Consider the following 16,000-nt stretch of genomic DNA (forward strand, 5'->3'; position numbering starts at 1 on the left):
CGACTGCCTGTACCAACGAGCTCCGTTGCTCTACGTCGGAAACTCGCCAACTCCCCTTGCGTGACCTGCGAAAACCCTAACTACCCGGCCTTGGGTCAGGGCCCGAAAGATGATCGTCAAGCTCTGAGTCCGCCTCCGTCACGCCGTGACGAGGGGCCTGCCGCGCGCGGCGGGGCCCTCGCGCGTCGATCGCACCGCAAGCCCGAAACACCCTGGCGTCGCCCAGATCCCGGCCTCGACGGCATCACACAAGCATGGATCGGTTGCGATCATCGACTCATCCCACTTAATATTATGGTCGTAATGCAATGAGCTGGATCCTCTCAGCCACGCCATTGGCGCCCTGACCTTCATTCCTCTCCACTTCACCAGGAACTCTCCATGGACCTCTCCACCAGCACCGCCCTCGTCACCGGAGCCAACCGGGGCTTCGGCCGCGCACTCGCCGCCGAACTGCTCGCCCGCGGCGCCACCGTCTACGCCGGCGCCCGCAACCCCGACCAGGTCGACCTGCCCGGCGCCAAGCCGATCGCTCTCGACATCACCGACCCGGCCTCCGTCGCGGCCGCAGCCAAAGCCACCGGCGACGTGACCGTCCTGATCAACAACGCGGGGTCATCTACCGGCGCGGACCTGCTGGCCGCCGACCTCGACGACGTCCGCCTGGAGATGGACACCCACTACTTCGGCACCCTCTCCGTGGTCCGCGCCTTCGCGCCCCAGATCGCGGCCAACGGCGGCGGGGCGATCCTGAACGTCCTGTCCGGCCTGTCCTGGGTCAGCTTCCCGGAACTCGGTGCCTACTGCGCCGCCAAGTCCGCCGAGTGGTCGCTCACCAACGCCCTGCGCCTGCAACTCGCCGACCAGCACATCCGTGTCGCTGGACTCCACGTCGGCTACATGGACACCGACATGGTCCGGACCGTCGACGCTGCCAAGTCCGACCCCGCCGACATCGCCCGGATCGCCGTCGACGGCATCGCCGCCGGTGCCTACGAGATCGTCGCGGACAACGGCTCCCGCCAGGCACAGGCCGGCCTGGCCGGAGGCGTCTCCGTGCTCTACCCGCAACTCCCCTGAGGGCCGACCGCCCGCAAACCCGCACCGAGCCCGGTGTATTGCCGATGCTCGCCGTCGCACGCCATGTCGTCACCCGCCGGCGTCCACGTTCATTGATCCATCGCCCAGCACGTCTGCCCAGGGAACCTAGGGAACGAACGCCATGAAACAGCAACGCAAGCAACGAATTCGGGGCGGCAGCGCCGTCTGGGCCGTGGCCATCACCAGCATGGCCGGATTCATCACCGCGCTCGACAACCTGATCGTCACCACCGCTCTCCCCTCCATCCGCAAGAATCTCGGCGGCGGCCTCGAAGACCTCGAATGGACGGTGAGCGCCTACACCCTCACCTTCGCGGTGCTGCTCATGTTCGGTGCTTCCCTCGGCGACCGCTTCGGCCGCCGGAGACTGTTCGCCATCGGACTCGCGATCTTCACCACAGCCTCGGCCGCCGCCGCACTCGCACCGGGGATGGGTGAACTGATCGCCGCGCGTGCGGCGCAGGGTGTCGGGTCCGCGATCGTGACACCTCTGACGCTCACCCTGCTGTCGGCCGCCGTCCCCGCCGAACGGCGCGGAACGGCCCTGGGTATCTGGGGCGCGGCCAGCGGCATCGCGGTCGCCACCGGACCGCTCATCGGCGGCGCACTCACCGAAAACCTCTCCTGGCAGTGGATCTTCTGGGTGAACGTACCCCTCGGCCTGGCGCTGATCCCGCTCGCCCTGCTGCGGCTGAACGAGAGCCACGGCCCGAACCCGACCCTCGACCTCGTCGGCACGGCCCTTGCCAGCGGCGGTCTGTTCGGCATCGTCTACGCTCTCGTGCGCGGCAACGCCGACGGCTGGACCAGCACCCCGGTGCTGAGCGGCTTCTTCGCCGGTGCCGCCATGCTCGTCGGCTTCATCTTCTACGAACTGCGCGCCAAGCACCCGATGCTGCCGATGCGCCTGTTCCGCCACCGTTCCTTCAGCGCCATCAACGCCGCCAGCCTGCTGATGTTGCTGGGCATGTTCGGGTCGATCTTCCTGCTCAGCCAGTACCTGCAGACCGTCGGCGGCTACTCACCGATGCAAGCCGGCGTACGGATGCTGCCCTGGACCGCCATGCCCATGATCGCCGGACCGCTGGCCGGGGCACTGTCCGACCGCATCGGCGGCGCACCCGTCGTCACGGCGGGCATGGCCCTGAACGCCGTCGGCCTCGGGCTCTGGGCACTCACCGTCGAGTCGCACGTCGCCTACACCCACCTGCTGCCCGCACTGATCGTCTGCGGCATCGGCCTGGGCATGTTCTTCGCCCCCAGCGCCAACCTCGTCATGAGTACCGTCCGCCCGGAAGAGCAGGGCATCGCCTCCGGCGCGAACAACGCGATCCGCGAGGTCGGCGGCGCCATCGGCGTCGCGTCGCTGGCCGCGGTCTTCTCCGCCCAGGGCGGCTACGGCTCCGCCTCACTGTTCGTGGACGGGCTGATCCCCGCGCTCTGGGTCGGAGCCGGTGCCGTCGCCCTGGCAGCGGCCGTGGCGTTGCTCATGCCCCGGCAACGCAAGGCCGACGGCCCGGCTGCCGGCCTTGCTGCGGGGAGTGCTCCGGCCGGCGCCCCGGTCGCGACCTGAAGTCGAGACCGAGGGGCGGCCCAGCCGGATACGGCGGGGCCGCCCCTCGGCCTGTTCTGCCTTCCAGGCTCGTTCGCCGCGCGGGGTCATCACACCGTGGTCGAGGGCTGCTCGGTCAGCGCGCCCGGCGCTCGACCTGGCGTGAGGGCGCCGCTTCCGCAACCGTGGGCTCAACGGCTCGTCCTGCCCGCCAGGAAAGGCCGCAGATGTGCCAACAGTGCCTCCGGTTGCTCCTCCGGGATGAAGTGGCCGCACTCCGGGATCTCGGCACGGGTGACGTCGTCCGCATAGACTCGCCAGATCTCCAGCGTCGGCAGGCGGGCAGGCAGTCCCTCGGAACCCCACAGAGCCAGCAGTGGCAGGGTACGGCGGCGGCCTTCGGCGGCGTCGATGTCGTCGAGCGCGGTGTCCTCCTTCATGGCACGTTAGTCGTCCAGACTCGCACGCAGGGCACCCGGGCGGGAGAACGCACGAACGTAGCCATCGACCGCATCGGTTGTGAGTCTGTGGCGGTTGTAGGTCCACCGTTCGAAGAAGTACTCGAGATACCCGCGGATGTCGCGCCCCACGAGGCGTTCGGGCAGATCAGGCTGCATGCGGAACAGCCAGTGCCAGTACCCGAAGGCGAGCGAGGCCTCCAGGCGGCGGAACATCTCCCGGGTGGGAACGATGTCGAGCACGGCCAGCCGCTCCACCTGGTCCGGACGGTCCAGCGCCCAGCGGTGCCCCACGCGAGCGCCGCGGTCGTGGCCCACGACCAGGGCCCGCCCGAAGCCGAGAGCCTCGACGAGGCCGGCCATGTCGGCGGCCATACACCTCGTAACCCGTGGTGGGTTTGTCGCTCAGGCCGTATCCGCGCAGGTCCGGCGCCACAACCGTGTGATCGGCGGCGAGATCCGCCAACACCGGCCGCCAGCAGTCGGAGGTCTGCGGCCAGCCATGGAGCAGGACAAGCAGAGGTCCGGCCCCGGCTCGGACGTAGTGCAGGCGGACCCCGTCCACCTGCGTCACTCCGGTCGTCACAGTCGGCTGTCCCATGGAGCGCGCCTTCCTGACACGAGCTAACCGTCTTAGACGGTTAAGCTAGCGGGCAGAATGGAGACATGGCAACGGACAGCATGTGGATCTGGGACGGCGGACGGGTCTGCCTGGACTTCGCCAACACCCTCCGGAGCCGGTGGAGAACCACTCCCGAGGAGACACTCCGGGGACCGGACGACCTGATGGGCTGGCTCCGGGAGGCTCTTCTGCTCGCGCCGGGGACCCCCGATCCCGCCACTGCAGCCGTTCTCAACTCCGCCCGACGGCTGCGCGAGGCCGTCGACCGGGCCGTACTGGCGGTCGCCGCCGGCCGACTGCCCGCGTCCGGCGACGTGACGCTGCTCAACCGATCGGCAGCTACGACCCCCAGACCCGCCCTGCAACTCGTCATCACCGAGGACCGCCTGGAGCCCGCCGGCACCGCGCCCCTCGCGGCCGACCCCACACTCGCGCTGGCGCTCATCGCCCAGGACGCCGTCGACCTGCTTCTGTCCGCCGAGATCCGGCGCGTACGCGTCTGCGGAGCGGACCGCTGCGCACTGCGCTTCCTGGACCGCTCCCCCGCCCGCAACCGCCGCTGGTGCTCCATGTCCCGCTGCGGAAACCGCACCAAGGTCCGCCTCCATCAGGCGCGTACACGACAGAGCGGCCAGATCACGGAAAGCTGATATCGGACTCCTCAGCTCACTCGGGTGACCTCATGCGAAAGGCCGGGCCAGGGACGCTCTCAATGTCCCTGGCTTGCACCGGGTGGCCTCGTTCGCAGCGGATCTGGACGTCGACGTGCGCACCGCACTCGCGATGTCGCGCCACTACGGCCGGCCCCTCGGGGTCGGCGCGGTAACGGTCACCCCACTGCAGCAGCCCCATCACGGCCGGCACCAGATCCATGCCCTTGGGGGTGATCACATACCTCTGCCGACTCCGTGAACCGGGCTCCTTGTACGCCTCGGTCGCCAGGATCCGATGAGCCATACCACACCTCGCGCAGGATCAGGATCATCCACTTCTCGCCCACGAACTCAAGGGTCCGCGCGATCGAGCAGTTGGACGTGTCCCGGACGCGTCAGGGGTCGATGCCGGTGTCTTGAGACACTTCGGTCCACGCATCCATGGGAGCAATTCCAACCGAGTTTGAGTTTAAATTTAGATACTCAGCCTTCGGTGTCCAACGGGACACTCGCCCCTCCTCGTCGAGGAAGTCACGGTCCATCCGGAGTCAGGTGTCCCCCCTCGGGTCGTTCAACATTCACATCGCCTGGCGGCGTAATATTACGCATGTCAGACCATGGACAAGCGGGAGGAAGCGTCTCTGATCAGCTGAGGGATCCTGAGTCGGATTGAGTTTCCGGGATCATTTCCCACCGTGGTGGGGAGGCGTGGGCGTGGAGGTGGAATCCCGCCCCCAGCGCTGCTCCTCGTGGCCGGTGTCGGCTGGTGGTGGGTGTGCTGATCGTCGTCATGTCCTGGCGCCGGTGGGCTGCGCGGGGCAGCCGGGACCGGATGCTCCGCGGCGCCTCGGAACTGCTGCGCGGGCTCATGCGACGACCGAAACTTCCGGCCAGGCCCGCCTCACGCGGTCGCGGGCGCCGCCGTGCTCGACCGCACCACCAAGCTGGTCGCGAGCTCCACGGCGCTTGCGGTCTCGGAGGCGAGGTGACGCAGGCGACTCCGCCGTCCCCAGCGCACCTGCAGCCCGCCCCTGACACCCACTACCGAGCAAGGAAGTCGAGGGCTTCCGCCACGAACTGCTCGTGGAACTGGAAGATGCCTCCGTGGCCGGCGTCGGGGTAGACGACCAGGTCGGCGTCCGGTAGTCGCCGGGCCAGCTCGTATGAGTTCCTCGTCGGCACCATCCTGTCGCTCTCGCCGTTGGCGACGAGCACGGGCTGACGGATGACGGAGAGGTCCTGGGGCTGCGCCAGCCCCCAGCGGTGGATGGCCTTGAGCTGGGCGAAGTACGACGAGATAGAGATCGCCTTGTCCCGGTCGTGGGTGCGCTCCTTGAGGCGGGCCAGGAACTGCTTTCCGGCTCGGCGCCCGCCCACGGTGCGGGTGAAGAAGAGGAACTGCTTCGGGTCCTGGAGGGTGAACAGGGCCCGGACGGTGTCGAGATGGGACAGTCGGGTCACGTTCTTGATGCCCTCGCCGCCCGCCGGGCCGGTGCCCGTGAGGATCAGCTTGCGGACCAGCTGCGGTTCGTCCTGCGCGATCACCTGGGCGATCATTCCGCCCATCGAGAAGCCGTGCAGGTCGACCTGCTCGAGCCCGAGTCCCCGGATGAAGGTGACGGCATCCTTCGCCATTTCCTCGATGGTCTTCGATGTCGAGCCGGTGGAAGCGCCGACACCCCTGTTGTCGAAGGTGATGACGCGATGCCTGGCGGCGATGCCGTCGACGACCCGGGGGTCCCAGTTGTCGAGGACCGCGGCAAGGTGGGTGATGAAGATGACCGGGACGCCGGTCTTCGGGCCAAGGTCGCGGTAGGCGAAGGTCACTCCCCCGGCGGTGAGGGTGCGGGTGGGCGCCTTCTTGTACGAGGTCATCGCGTCGCCTCGTACTCCTTGTGCGTCGTTCACGGCCGTACCCTTCTGCAGGGGGTTTCCGGACTGCGGCTGCAGTCAGTTCCGTCAACGGCAGAAGGCCCGTAGGAGTCGGAACCCTGTCCGGTTGAGCCCTTAAGCAACACGCCGACTATTAGAAGTATGACTGTAATTCAATGCGCCCGCAAGAGGCACTCCGCACATGACGACGGTGAGGCCCCGACAGCGAATCGGTTCCGCCGCAAGTCCGCCCCGCCCCCATGAGGCGAGCCCTCGACGTACGACAGTGCACGCGACCACGCCGCCAGGGCGCACCGAGTGCTGGCCGCACCCCACCTCATGACCGGCCTCGGGCCTGCCGGCGCGGCGCCCCGAAGGCGATCGACGGCGCGAACGCGCCGGGGAACGCGGGCGGTGTCCATGCCGCACCCGGGCGCCATTGAATTACGCTCGACATAACATAGAGTGAAAAGAGCGGCCGGCGGGCGAGCGGCCCTTCTGGGGAGCGAAGGAGCATGGGGTGCGATACGGGAAAGAGCACAAACCGGTGACCCGGCAGCGCATCATCGAGACGGCCGGACGCCGGCTCAAGCGGGACGGCATCAACGGCTCGAGCGTCACGACGCTCATGAAGGACGCGGGGCTGACCAACGGCGCCTTCTACACCCACTTCACCTCAAAGGATGAGCTCGTCGCCACTGCCGTCGCCGACCAACTGCACACACAGAACGCGAACATCGTCGCGCACGCGGCACCCGGTCGCGACGGACTCGAACAGATCGTGCGGTGGTACCTGTCCGCTCGGCACCGCAACAGCCCTGACGACGGCTGCCCGTCCGCTGCCCTGCTCGACGAAATCGGGCGCTGCACCGACCCCACCAAGCAGGCCTACACAGACGGCGTACTGATCGTCATCGACGGCATTGCCGCCCGCCTCGCGCCCAGCGATCCACGCTCGGCCCGCACCAGGGCGCTGAGCGCCTACGCCATGATGGTCGGGACGCTGCAGCTCTCCCGGGCGCTCGCCGACCAGCGACTCGCCGATGAACTCCTCGAACAGGGCATCCGCAACGCCCTCAATCTGCTCGACGTAGGAAATGAGCACACCAAGGGGACCTCGAACTGACGCGCCCGCCCTCTCGGCAGCAGTTACTCCCCCGCAAGCACGATCATCCGCGTCCCAAGGCACCCGCTGCCACCGACCGGCACATTGCCTGACCCCACGACTCGTCACCCCCACAACAGGAGTCGAGCGTCTTGACGTGGACTGCGGGCGCAACTCGATAGGAGACCCGGCCTCACTGACGGGCGCCGCGCCCGCAACGAGACATGGCGCACACGAGATAGAGCCCCCTGTTGCAGGCCGCCGACCAGCCACTTAGAATGATGGACGTAATTCAATTGGCGGAGCCTGGTCCCCGTCACAGCGGCGTCCATGACGGAGGTAAGGCCGACGTGCTGGTCCGGATGGCCGCGAGCCACGTCGCCCACTCCTCCCTGTTCATGAAGGCCAGCGGAGACCAGTCGCTCGAGCTCACCCACGTGATCGGCGTCGGCGTGATCCGATCCGTCGTCGGCACCGTCTTCCCGTTCGAGTCGATCCGAGAGCCTTCACGGTCGGTCGGTGGCCGGCCCGGGAGGGCCGGCCACGCCGACACACGCCTCGTTGCCCTCGGGGTCGGCCAGCACCCAGTTCGACGGCGCGTCGGCGTCGTTCACCAGACGTCCGCCGACCGCAAGTGCGGCGACTATCCGGGCCTCGGCCTGGTCGTACGGCACCCACACGTCAATGTGGACCCGGTTGCGCTGCGGGCGCGGTGCGTCCATTTGCTGGAAGTAGAACGGTGCTCCGCGGCGGCGCGGGTCGATCAAGTCCTCGCTGCTGTTCGCGCGGTCCTGGTAGCCGAGCAGGGCACGCCAGAACGCCACCACGTCGGGACCGGCGAGGGCATCGATGGTGACCTGGACGGTCTGCACGGCGGACGGGTCAGCTGGTATGTCCAGCGTGCGGGCCACGGCCGAGATCTGCCGGGCCAGCTCGACGTGCCGTTCGGTCAGCCCGTAGTAGTCGTCCGTGACCGTGATCAGCCGTACGATCACGCCCTCCTGCCTCACGTCGACGTCCGGGTGATCTTCCCCAACTCCTGGCATCTCACTGATCGCCTGCACGAACTGGGCGCCGACCGCGAACGACCCGGTACGGAAGTACGCACACGCCCCCTCACCCACGACGCGCCAGTCCTCCACGCCCACGGTTTCGTGGAACTGCTGCGGCCTGATGCGCTCCGTCTTGCTCTCTACGTAGGTCATGCGCTCAACGTAGCGTGCAGGTCCGACAACCCCCCTCCGACCATTGGGTACTTCGGAACTACTCGTGACGGGGCAGGGCCCCGGCCTTGAAGTGGGCGGTACGAGTAGGGCCTACGCGAGCACAGCGGAGGCGGGAAGGGAAGATCGCCGTGGCGGGCCGACCCATCGGTGTGCAGATCCCGACCGGGGTGATCTTCACCGGTAACCGGCCGGGCCTGCGTCATCGATTTCGCTGTCCCCGACATGGAACCAGGTCACCGGCCGAAGCGATCAGTCGTGCTGCTCGGCATCCAGCAGTGCCAGGGCGTTGCGTATGCCCTGTTCGAGGAGTTCGTCGGCGAGCCGCCGGTCGGTCAGGGCCCGGGAGAGCTGCAGCGTCCCGGCCATCATGCCGAGGAGGCCAAGTGCCTTCAGACGCGCCGATCGCGGATCGTGGGATGCCAGGCGGGCGGCGAAGCCGTCGATGAGGACCAGCGCGCCGTCGGTGTACGCCTGCCTGGTGGGATCCGTGGAGCGTCCGATCTCGTCGAGCAGGGCGGCGTTGGGGCAGCCGTCCTCGATGTTGTCGCGCTGCTCGGTGGAGAAGTACCAGCGCACGATCTGCTCAAGTCCGGCGCGGCCGGGCGCCGCCCGAGCGACGATGTTCTCGTGCTGTGCGTGCATCTGGTCGGCGATCGCGGTGGCGACGAGTTCGTCCTTGGAGGCGAAATAGGCGTAGAAGGTGCCATTGGTCAGGCCCGCGTCCTTCATGAGCGCCGCGACTCCGGAGCCGTCGATGCCGTTGCGCTTGAGCCGGCGGCCGGCCGTCGTGATGATCCGCTGCCTTGTCTCCTGCTTGTGTTCTTTCGTGTACCGCACGATGCGTTCCTCCATGGCAGCCGGGGCTTGCGCCCCGGCTGCCGCTGGTCAGGTCAGTGTGCCGCGCCGGCAAGGAGAGCGGGGAAGTTGATCCTGGCGGTCTGCAGTTTCGGGTCGTGGGGTTCGGGGACCCCGCCGTCGGTGATGTACAACCGGTCGCCGCGCACCGCGGTCGCGGACGGCGAGGCAAGACCGTCCGCGCTGGTCAGAACGGCCTTTTCGGTGCCGTCCGGGTAGATCACCACGACCCTGTCCGGACCGTTCTGCGAGGAGGAACCGTTCTGCGCCGCGAACACCACATCGGACCAGGGGGTCAGGAAGCTGAGATCGTCGATGTTGGGCAGGCCGCCCGCGACAACGCGGATGGGCCCGGCCGCGCCGGTGGTGGTGACCGGTACCCGCAGCAGGGTTCCCTTGTTGAAGTTGCTGACCCACAGAGCGCCGTTGTGGAACCTGAGCCCGTTGGCGCCGATCGGCAGGGCTTCGGTCGGCACCGGCGCGAGAGCGGCGTCGGTCAGCCACGGGGTCACCGAACCGCCCGAGACCGGAACGGACCAGATGATGCCCTTCAGGCTGTCCGCGATGTAGAGGGTGCGTCCGGTCGAATCGACGGCCAGCCCGTTGGGGCCCGAGTCGGCGGACAGAGCAGCGACGCGCTGAGGGGTACCGTCCGCAAGCAGCTTGTACACGCCGTTCCTGGCCGCGTTGCCCGGGGCCCACAACGCGTAGTAGACGGTGCCGTCACTGCCACGGGCGTTGCCGCTGATCGCCTCACCCACCTGCCCAGTGACGAGCACCCTGCGGTGTCCGGACGCGTCTATGCGCATCAGCTCCGGCCCCTGGGTGCGCTGACACACCGCGCAACTGCCGAGCATGGACAGTGTCACCGAGCCGTCGGGGTTGACGGTGATGTTCTCGGGGATCTCGCCGGCGGCGAAGTCGAACTGCGCCGCGGTCCGTACGTCGGTGACAGCGGCTCCGCTGTACGAGTGGCCCGTCCATGCGGACGCGGACTGTGCCGACCCCAGGACTGCCGCCGTCGCGGTGATCGCCAGAGCGATCCCGACGTTCCTCTTCAGAAAACGCCTTACGCTGGATGCATTGCGCCGGGCCGTGTGCTGGCGTTGCTGCATGACTCTCCTTGGCAAATCAACGAGTGACTGATCGATGGACTTTCGGGAACATCCGCGGCATCGAGCACATCGGAGCCTTTCGCGCGGAATCGGTACCTTTGAAGCCGGACCTGGATGTCAGGTGGGCATGCGGTTGTTCTTGCGGATCTGCTTGTCGAACGTTCCGGCAGGAACGAGGCGGCGCGCCGTGGTAACGCGTGAGGCCAACGGGCCGGCGGTGTAGCGCAGCTTCGGCTTCTTGTCGGTGGCCGCGGTGACGATCGTTTTGGCGACGACGGCAGGGTCGTCGCCGTCCTTCATCGCATCCGCGATCACCTCGTCGAAGATGCGGCGCCGCTCCGCGTACAGGGGCAGCGGGGTGTCAGGCTGCGCGGCATTGGTGTCGAAGCTGGTCTTGGTGTAGGCGGGCTGGACGAGGAGGACACGGATGCCGTGCTCGCGGACCTCGTGGTCCAGGGATTCGGAGTAGCCCTCGATGGCGTGCTTCGACGCGACGTAAAGGGCCATGAAGGGCTGAGGGGCAACCCCCAGAACGGACGAGATGTTGATGACGCGTCCGCCACCCTGGGCGCGCATGTGCGGCAGGACCGCCTTCGTCATACGCATGGCACCGAAGACGTTGATGTTGAAGACGTTCTGGGCCTGGGTGACGGAGTTCTCCTCGACTGCGCCCGCCGAGCCGATGCCTGCGTTGTTGACCAGGACGTCGATGCGCCCGAACCGGTCGATCACTTCGGCGACCGCGGCGGTGGCCGAGTCGTCACTGGCCACGTCGAGATCGAGGTACGTCACCCCGGCGGGCGGGGTGAGTCCGGAGGTCTTGCGGCCGGTTCCGATCACCTCGAAACCCGCCGCGACGAAGGCGCGGGCCGCCTCCTTGCCGATCCCTGATGAGGCACCTGTCACGAGTGCCACCGGTCGAGTTGCCGCCATCACGTACTCCCCTGGATTTATATTACGTCCGTATGCCTTACGTTCGTACGACCATATGTTGGTCGCCGGTCAATGGCAAGAGGTCAGGTCCGGCGATCCCAGAAAGTCGGGGAACCGTGGGGCGCGGTACGGGAAAGTCCACGAGTGGGCGACGCAGCAGGGGCCGAGACGGCCGGTCCTCGCATGAGTCGCCACACTCGTCGGCGGCTGCCTCGGGGCCGTCCTCACGCACCACTTCGGGCTTGGGCATCCCAGAGCGGCAGACCGACCGAACTCTGTTTGCGCGGACGGTCCCGGTGGTTGAAGGTGGCCACCCCACTGGTCGCCGACACGCCGAAACCCTCCAGGATCGGGGCGTCGAAGCGTTTCTCGAACTCGGCGAGGAACTCGACGGGCAGTGATGACCCGCCCGCTACGGCAACCCGCAGGTTGGCTGCGGTCTTGGCAAGGTTGCGCCGGTCCGCAGCCGGGTGGTCAAGGAGGGCGGTGACCGACCTCTCGAGTGCCGGGGTCCTCGGGCGCATGCCGGCGATCGGACCGAACCGCCTCACCGACCGGCTGCGCACCCTGCACGAGCTCGGCATCGTCTCGAAGAGCGAGCCGACGCCGGTCTACTCCCTGACCGACATCGGAGAAGGGCTGCGGGTCCCGGTCATCGGGCTTGGGCTGTGGGGCCTGGGCCTGATGACCGACGGTGTCGATCCGTCGGCCGCCCGGACGGACATGGTGGCGCTGTGCATGACCGCGGCCATCGCCCCCGGCCGGCTGTCCGGCCTCGCTCTCGCATGCGACGTCGACGCCGGCGAGCGGTTCTCCCTGACCCTCGGCGACGGGGCGCTGCGGGTGCGGTCCGCGCTGTCGTCCGCACCGTCGCCCACCACTGTGGCCTGTGCCGCGGAAACCTTCGTCGCGCTGTCGCTGGGGAACGAGAAGCCCGCCGACGCGCTCCGCTCCGGCCGACTCGTGGTGGACGGCGACGCCCAAGCGGTCGTTCGCCTCTTCGAGGCCTTCGCCGAGGCGGCCCGACGGTATACGGCGGTCCGGCCGGCCCCGTTGACGAACTGAACACCTCGCTCTGCTCGCAGGAGAGGTCGGGAGGCCTCATAACGCCACCGTGCTCGCCCGCCGCCCGCCGACCGCCGAAGAGGTTCAGCCAGAACCCTCCGGCGCTGCCGGCAGGAGCAGTGTGGCGCCGCCGCCGTCCAGATCGCCAAGTCCCGCGGCGCGTACGTGGTCGGCACCGCCAGCGCCGCCGACCACGACTTCCTGCGCTCCCTCGGAGCGGACGAGGTCATCGACTGCCGGACCGTCGACTTCACCGAGGCCGTCGAAGACATCGACGTCGTCCTCGACCCGATCGCCGGGGACACCCTCCGCGTAGCGGGCCTCTCGTCGAGGCCGACCACGGCCGGCATGCAGGCCATCGCCGGCCTCGTCGAAGCCGGCGCCCTGCGCGCGCACGTCGAGGCCGTCTTTGGTCACCGCTTACGTCGACCAGCTGCTGGTCCGGAAGAACCTCACCGCCCTCCATCTGTACGTGGGTCCGTCGGCACTTGACCGTCGGACAGGGGCGAGTGGCCGGGCAGGAAAGGCAACAGGCGGTTTCCCTTCGGTGGGGCCGGGTGCATGGGCTCACTCCGACCGCACCGAAGGGATCGGCCGCCCCAGCCGCGACAACGTGCCGGCCGCTCAGGAGAGTCGGCGCTTGAGGATCTTGCCGGTGGACGTCAGGGGCAGTTCGTCGACGAACTGGACGATGCGCGGGTACTTGTACGCGGCGAGCCGCTCCTTCGCCCAGGCCACGAGCTCGTCCTCGGTCGTGCTGCTGCCTGCCTTCTTCACAACGACGGCCTTGATCTCCTCGCCGTGGGACTCGTGCGGTACGCCGATCACGGCGGCCAGCGAGACCGCGGGGTGTTCCATGAGCACGTCCTCGATCTCGCGCGGGTAGACGTTGAAGCCGCCCCGGATGATCATGTCCTTGGACCGGTCGACGATGTAGTAGAAGCCGTCCTCGTCCTTGCGGGCGAGGTCGCCGGATCGGAACCAGCCCTCCCTGATCGCCTCGGCCGTCGCTTCGGGCCGCTTGTAGTAGCCCTTCATGACGTTGTGTCCCTTGATCGCGATCTCCCCGATCTCGTCGGCGCCACCCTTGACCTCGGACCAGTCGTCGCGGATCAGCTTCATCTCCACGCCCCGGATCGGCACGCCGATCGAGCCGACGCGGGGTTCCTCGCCGAACCGGGAGAAGGACGCGATCGGCGAGGTCTCGGACAGCCCGTAGCCCTCGAGGATCGTGACGCCGAAGCGGTCCTTGAACTGCTTGTGGATCTCGGCGGGCAGCGCCGAGCCGCCTGCCACGGCCACGCGGAGGTTCGCGGCCAGGCGGGCGACGTCGACCGTCTCGTCGAGTGCCGCGAGCAGACCCCAGTACATCGTCGGGACGCCGGCGAAGAACGTCACGTCGTGGGCGAGCATGAGCCGCAGGGCCGCCCGCGCCTCGAACCTCGGCTGCATCACGATCGTGCCGCCGAACGCGAAGGCGCCGTTCTGGATCACGGTCTGGCCGAAGGCGTGGAACAGCGGCAGCACACACAGGTAGGTGTCGGGGTGCCCGGGATCGGCCGCGAACAGGTCGCGGCCGATGAGCGCGTTGTCGTACACGTTGCGGTGCCGCAGTTCCGCGCCCTTGGGATGGCCGGTCGTGCCGGAGGTATAGAGGACCACGGCGGTGTCCTCCTCGTCGCGCTCGACCGTCCGGAACGTCACGGGCTGCTCGGCGACGACCCCTGCGTAGGACTCCGGCCTCCCACCCCCGACCGGGGCCGCGGCACCGCTCTCGATCAGGAAGAACTCGGTGCAGCCCTCGGCTGCCCGGAACCCCTCCCACGCGGCCTGCGCGATCGGCAGCTCCGACGTGCTCTCGAACGCGAAGTACGCCTTCGCGTCGGAGTCGGCGAGGTGGTAGGCGATCTCGCGGGACCTCAGCAGCACGTTCAGCGGCACGACCACGGCACCGGCCTTGAGGATGCCGAAGTAGACGCTGGAGAAGTGGGGCAGGTTGGGGCAGGACAGCGCGACCTTGTCCCCCGGCCGGATCCCGCGCGAGACGAGCAGGTTCGCGACCCGGTTGGCGGCGGCGTCGAGGGCGGCGTACGTGATGCGGTCGTCACCGAAGACGATCGCGGTGCGCTCCGGGTACCGGGACGCGGAATCCGTCAGCAGTCGTGACACGTTGCGGCTCGGGCTGAGCATCATCGCTCTCCTGGCTCTCCGGGTGTGGGCGGTCGATCCGGGCAACGGCCAAGGCGGTGCGAAGCGCTCCGCTTCACGGCCCGGCAGAGCGGCCGCCGGACTCGATGGTGCGCGCCGAACGCCGCAGGGTGTCCGCCTGTGGCGCGGGACGCCACCTTCGGCGGACACCGCCCGCGTGGCGGTGGCGTCCCGGGGCGGCGGATCGGCCGCAAAATCACCTGACGATCATAATATTACACGCGTCAGACCATAGATTAGACTGGGATGCGAGGCAATGGCCCGGCGGAGTTGATGGAGGACCCCTGTGGCGCGCTATACCAAGGAGCACAAGCAGGTGACGCGGCAACGGATCATCGAGCGGGCCGGCCACCGGTTCAAGCAGGACGGCATAGACGGCTCCGGCATCTCCACGCTGATGTCGGACGCCGGACTCACCAACGGAGCCTTCTACGCCCACTTCGAGTCCAAGGACGACCTCGTCGCCAACGTCGTCGCCGACCAGCTGCGCACGCAGGTGAAGAAGTACGGCACACTGCGGCCCGGGCGCGAGGGACTCGAGGATTTCGTTCGCGAGTACCTGTCGCCCGAGCACCGGGACAACCCCGGCGACGGATGCCCGTCCGCCGCCCTGCTCGACGAGGTCGGCCGCTGCGGCGACGGGACGAAGGACGCGTACACCGATGGTGCCAGGGCCATCGTGGAAGAGCTCGCCGCCCGCCTGGCACCCGAGGATCCGCAATCCGCCCGCGGTAAGGCCGTCGGGCTCTTCACCATGGCGGTGGGAACGTTGCAGTTGTCCCGCGCTCTGTCCGACCGGAAGTTCTCCGACGAGGTCCTCGAGAAGGGAATCGAGAACGCCCTCGCCTTCATGCGCTGAGGGGAACGGTCAATCCCCGGCCGGGTGACGGCCTGCCCCCGCCGCCCCGTGCGTGACGACGCGCGCCTGACCGCGGCTCGCACCGAGCAGCCAGGAGCCAGGACTGACCGGATCCCGAGCGTGGCCAGGACGAACCACCCGCCTGGAGCAGGAAACACAGCCGCCCGCACCGGGCGTCACGGCTCTGAGCCGACGCCCTCGGCCCCGGCGCCGACCGCACTGCGCGCCTACGGTCGTTCGAGGAACTCGAGAGCCGTCGGCACGAACTGCTCGTGGAACTGGAAGATGCCGCCGTGGCCGGCGTCGGGGTAGATCACCAGCTCGGCGTTCGGCAGTCGCCGAGCCATGGGGACCGAGTTCTTCGTCGGAACCATCC

The 16,000-nt window shown here is 68.3% G+C and carries 17 protein-coding genes and 2 pseudogenes; 7 read left to right on the forward strand and 12 right to left on the reverse strand.

The features are described 5' to 3' along the window. Window positions 1-381 precede the first annotated feature (381 nt). Window positions 382-1,080, forward strand: coding sequence for an SDR family oxidoreductase (locus tag ABZ656_RS40645; protein WP_360275227.1), 699 nt, complete (start codon window positions 382-384; stop codon window positions 1,078-1,080). Between the two features lie 142 nt (window positions 1,081-1,222). Further along, complete coding sequence (locus tag ABZ656_RS40650; RefSeq protein ID WP_360275230.1) at window positions 1,223-2,674, forward strand: DHA2 family efflux MFS transporter permease subunit; 1,452 nt, start codon at window positions 1,223-1,225, stop codon at window positions 2,672-2,674. 170 nt (window positions 2,675-2,844) lie between these two features. On the opposite strand, the gene ABZ656_RS40655 is transcribed toward ABZ656_RS40650, so the two are convergent. From ABZ656_RS40655 to ABZ656_RS40665, 3 genes and pseudogenes are all read right to left on the reverse strand, one after another. Then, on the reverse strand, window positions 2,845-3,093 hold the full coding sequence (locus ABZ656_RS40655) for an alpha/beta hydrolase (protein ID WP_360275233.1): 249 nt from the start codon (window positions 3,091-3,093) through the stop codon (window positions 2,845-2,847). A 6-nt stretch (window positions 3,094-3,099) separates the two neighbouring features. Further along, window positions 3,100-3,486: an alpha/beta hydrolase gene (locus ABZ656_RS40660; protein ID WP_360275236.1), complete on the reverse strand. Its 387-nt coding sequence runs from the start codon at window positions 3,484-3,486 to the stop codon at window positions 3,100-3,102. A 64-nt stretch (window positions 3,487-3,550) separates the two neighbouring features. Beyond that, window positions 3,551-3,712: pseudogene (locus tag ABZ656_RS40665) on the reverse strand (alpha/beta hydrolase); the annotation flags it as partial. A 65-nt stretch (window positions 3,713-3,777) separates the two neighbouring features. On the opposite strand from ABZ656_RS40665, the gene ABZ656_RS40670 reads away from it, so the two are divergent. After that, on the forward strand, window positions 3,778-4,383 hold the full coding sequence (locus ABZ656_RS40670) for an ABATE domain-containing protein (RefSeq protein ID WP_360275239.1): 606 nt from the start codon (window positions 3,778-3,780) through the stop codon (window positions 4,381-4,383). 16 nt (window positions 4,384-4,399) lie between these two features. Here the strand turns inward: ABZ656_RS40670 and ABZ656_RS40675 are convergent, their stop codons facing one another. Continuing rightward, window positions 4,400-4,690 (reverse strand): hypothetical protein, encoded by a 291-nt coding sequence (locus ABZ656_RS40675; RefSeq protein ID WP_360275242.1) that lies wholly within the window; start codon window positions 4,688-4,690, stop codon window positions 4,400-4,402. Between the two features lie 737 nt (window positions 4,691-5,427). Further along, a complete protein-coding gene (locus ABZ656_RS40680; protein WP_360275245.1) occupies window positions 5,428-6,294 on the reverse strand; it encodes an alpha/beta hydrolase in 867 nt (288 codons plus the stop codon). A gap of 484 nt (window positions 6,295-6,778) precedes the next feature. Here ABZ656_RS40680 and ABZ656_RS40685 point away from each other — a divergent pair, with 484 nt between their 5' ends. Beyond that, entirely contained in the window at window positions 6,779-7,384 is a 606-nt protein-coding gene (locus ABZ656_RS40685; protein ID WP_101406525.1) for a TetR/AcrR family transcriptional regulator, read from the forward strand. A gap of 485 nt (window positions 7,385-7,869) precedes the next feature. Here ABZ656_RS40685 and ABZ656_RS40690 read toward each other — a convergent pair whose 3' ends face one another. The 5 genes from ABZ656_RS40690 to ABZ656_RS40710 form a co-directional block, all read right to left on the reverse strand. Next, a complete protein-coding gene (locus ABZ656_RS40690; RefSeq protein ID WP_101406527.1) occupies window positions 7,870-8,568 on the reverse strand; it encodes a VOC family protein in 699 nt (232 codons plus the stop codon). Between the two features lie 270 nt (window positions 8,569-8,838). Then, entirely contained in the window at window positions 8,839-9,429 is a 591-nt protein-coding gene (locus tag ABZ656_RS40695) for a TetR/AcrR family transcriptional regulator (protein ID WP_360275276.1), read from the reverse strand. 50 nt (window positions 9,430-9,479) lie between these two features. Next, window positions 9,480-10,559, reverse strand: a complete 1,080-nt coding sequence (locus tag ABZ656_RS40700) for a hypothetical protein (RefSeq protein ID WP_360275249.1) — start codon at window positions 10,557-10,559, stop codon at window positions 9,480-9,482. A gap of 117 nt (window positions 10,560-10,676) precedes the next feature. Next, window positions 10,677-11,492, reverse strand: a complete 816-nt coding sequence (locus tag ABZ656_RS40705; protein ID WP_101406528.1) for an oxidoreductase — start codon at window positions 11,490-11,492, stop codon at window positions 10,677-10,679. A gap of 224 nt (window positions 11,493-11,716) precedes the next feature. After that, window positions 11,717-12,016 (reverse strand): AMP-binding protein, encoded by a 300-nt coding sequence (locus ABZ656_RS40710; protein WP_101406529.1) that lies wholly within the window; start codon window positions 12,014-12,016, stop codon window positions 11,717-11,719. On the opposite strand from ABZ656_RS40710, the gene ABZ656_RS40715 reads away from it, so the two are divergent. Both ABZ656_RS40715 and ABZ656_RS40720 read left to right on the forward strand, forming a co-directional pair. Next, entirely contained in the window at window positions 12,015-12,557 is a 543-nt protein-coding gene (locus ABZ656_RS40715; RefSeq protein ID WP_129592352.1) for an alkyl sulfatase C-terminal domain-containing protein, read from the forward strand. The two genes, ABZ656_RS40710 and ABZ656_RS40715, sit on opposite strands and share 2 nt — an antisense overlap. A 132-nt stretch (window positions 12,558-12,689) precedes the next feature. Further along, window positions 12,690-12,959: pseudogene (locus tag ABZ656_RS40720) on the forward strand (zinc-binding dehydrogenase); the annotation flags it as partial. 222 nt (window positions 12,960-13,181) lie between these two features. Here the strand turns inward: ABZ656_RS40720 and ABZ656_RS40725 are convergent. Then, on the reverse strand, window positions 13,182-14,750 hold the full coding sequence (locus tag ABZ656_RS40725; protein WP_360275254.1) for a long-chain fatty acid--CoA ligase: 1,569 nt from the start codon (window positions 14,748-14,750) through the stop codon (window positions 13,182-13,184). A 301-nt stretch (window positions 14,751-15,051) separates the two neighbouring features. Between ABZ656_RS40725 and ABZ656_RS40730 the strand changes: the two genes are divergently transcribed. Further along, the gene (locus ABZ656_RS40730) at window positions 15,052-15,624 is read left to right on the forward strand and encodes a TetR/AcrR family transcriptional regulator (RefSeq protein WP_101406532.1); all 573 of its coding nucleotides are present in this window, start codon (window positions 15,052-15,054) and stop codon (window positions 15,622-15,624) included. Window positions 15,625-15,851: 227 nt separating this feature from the next. On the opposite strand, the gene ABZ656_RS40735 is transcribed toward ABZ656_RS40730, so the two are convergent. Continuing rightward, window positions 15,852-15,998, reverse strand: a complete 147-nt coding sequence (locus ABZ656_RS40735; protein WP_360275279.1) for an alpha/beta hydrolase — start codon at window positions 15,996-15,998, stop codon at window positions 15,852-15,854. Window positions 15,999-16,000 lie beyond the last annotated feature (2 nt).

The organism is Streptomyces sp. NPDC007095, from assembly GCF_040634475.1.
Taxonomy (GTDB): domain Bacteria; phylum Actinomycetota; class Actinomycetes; order Streptomycetales; family Streptomycetaceae; genus Streptomyces.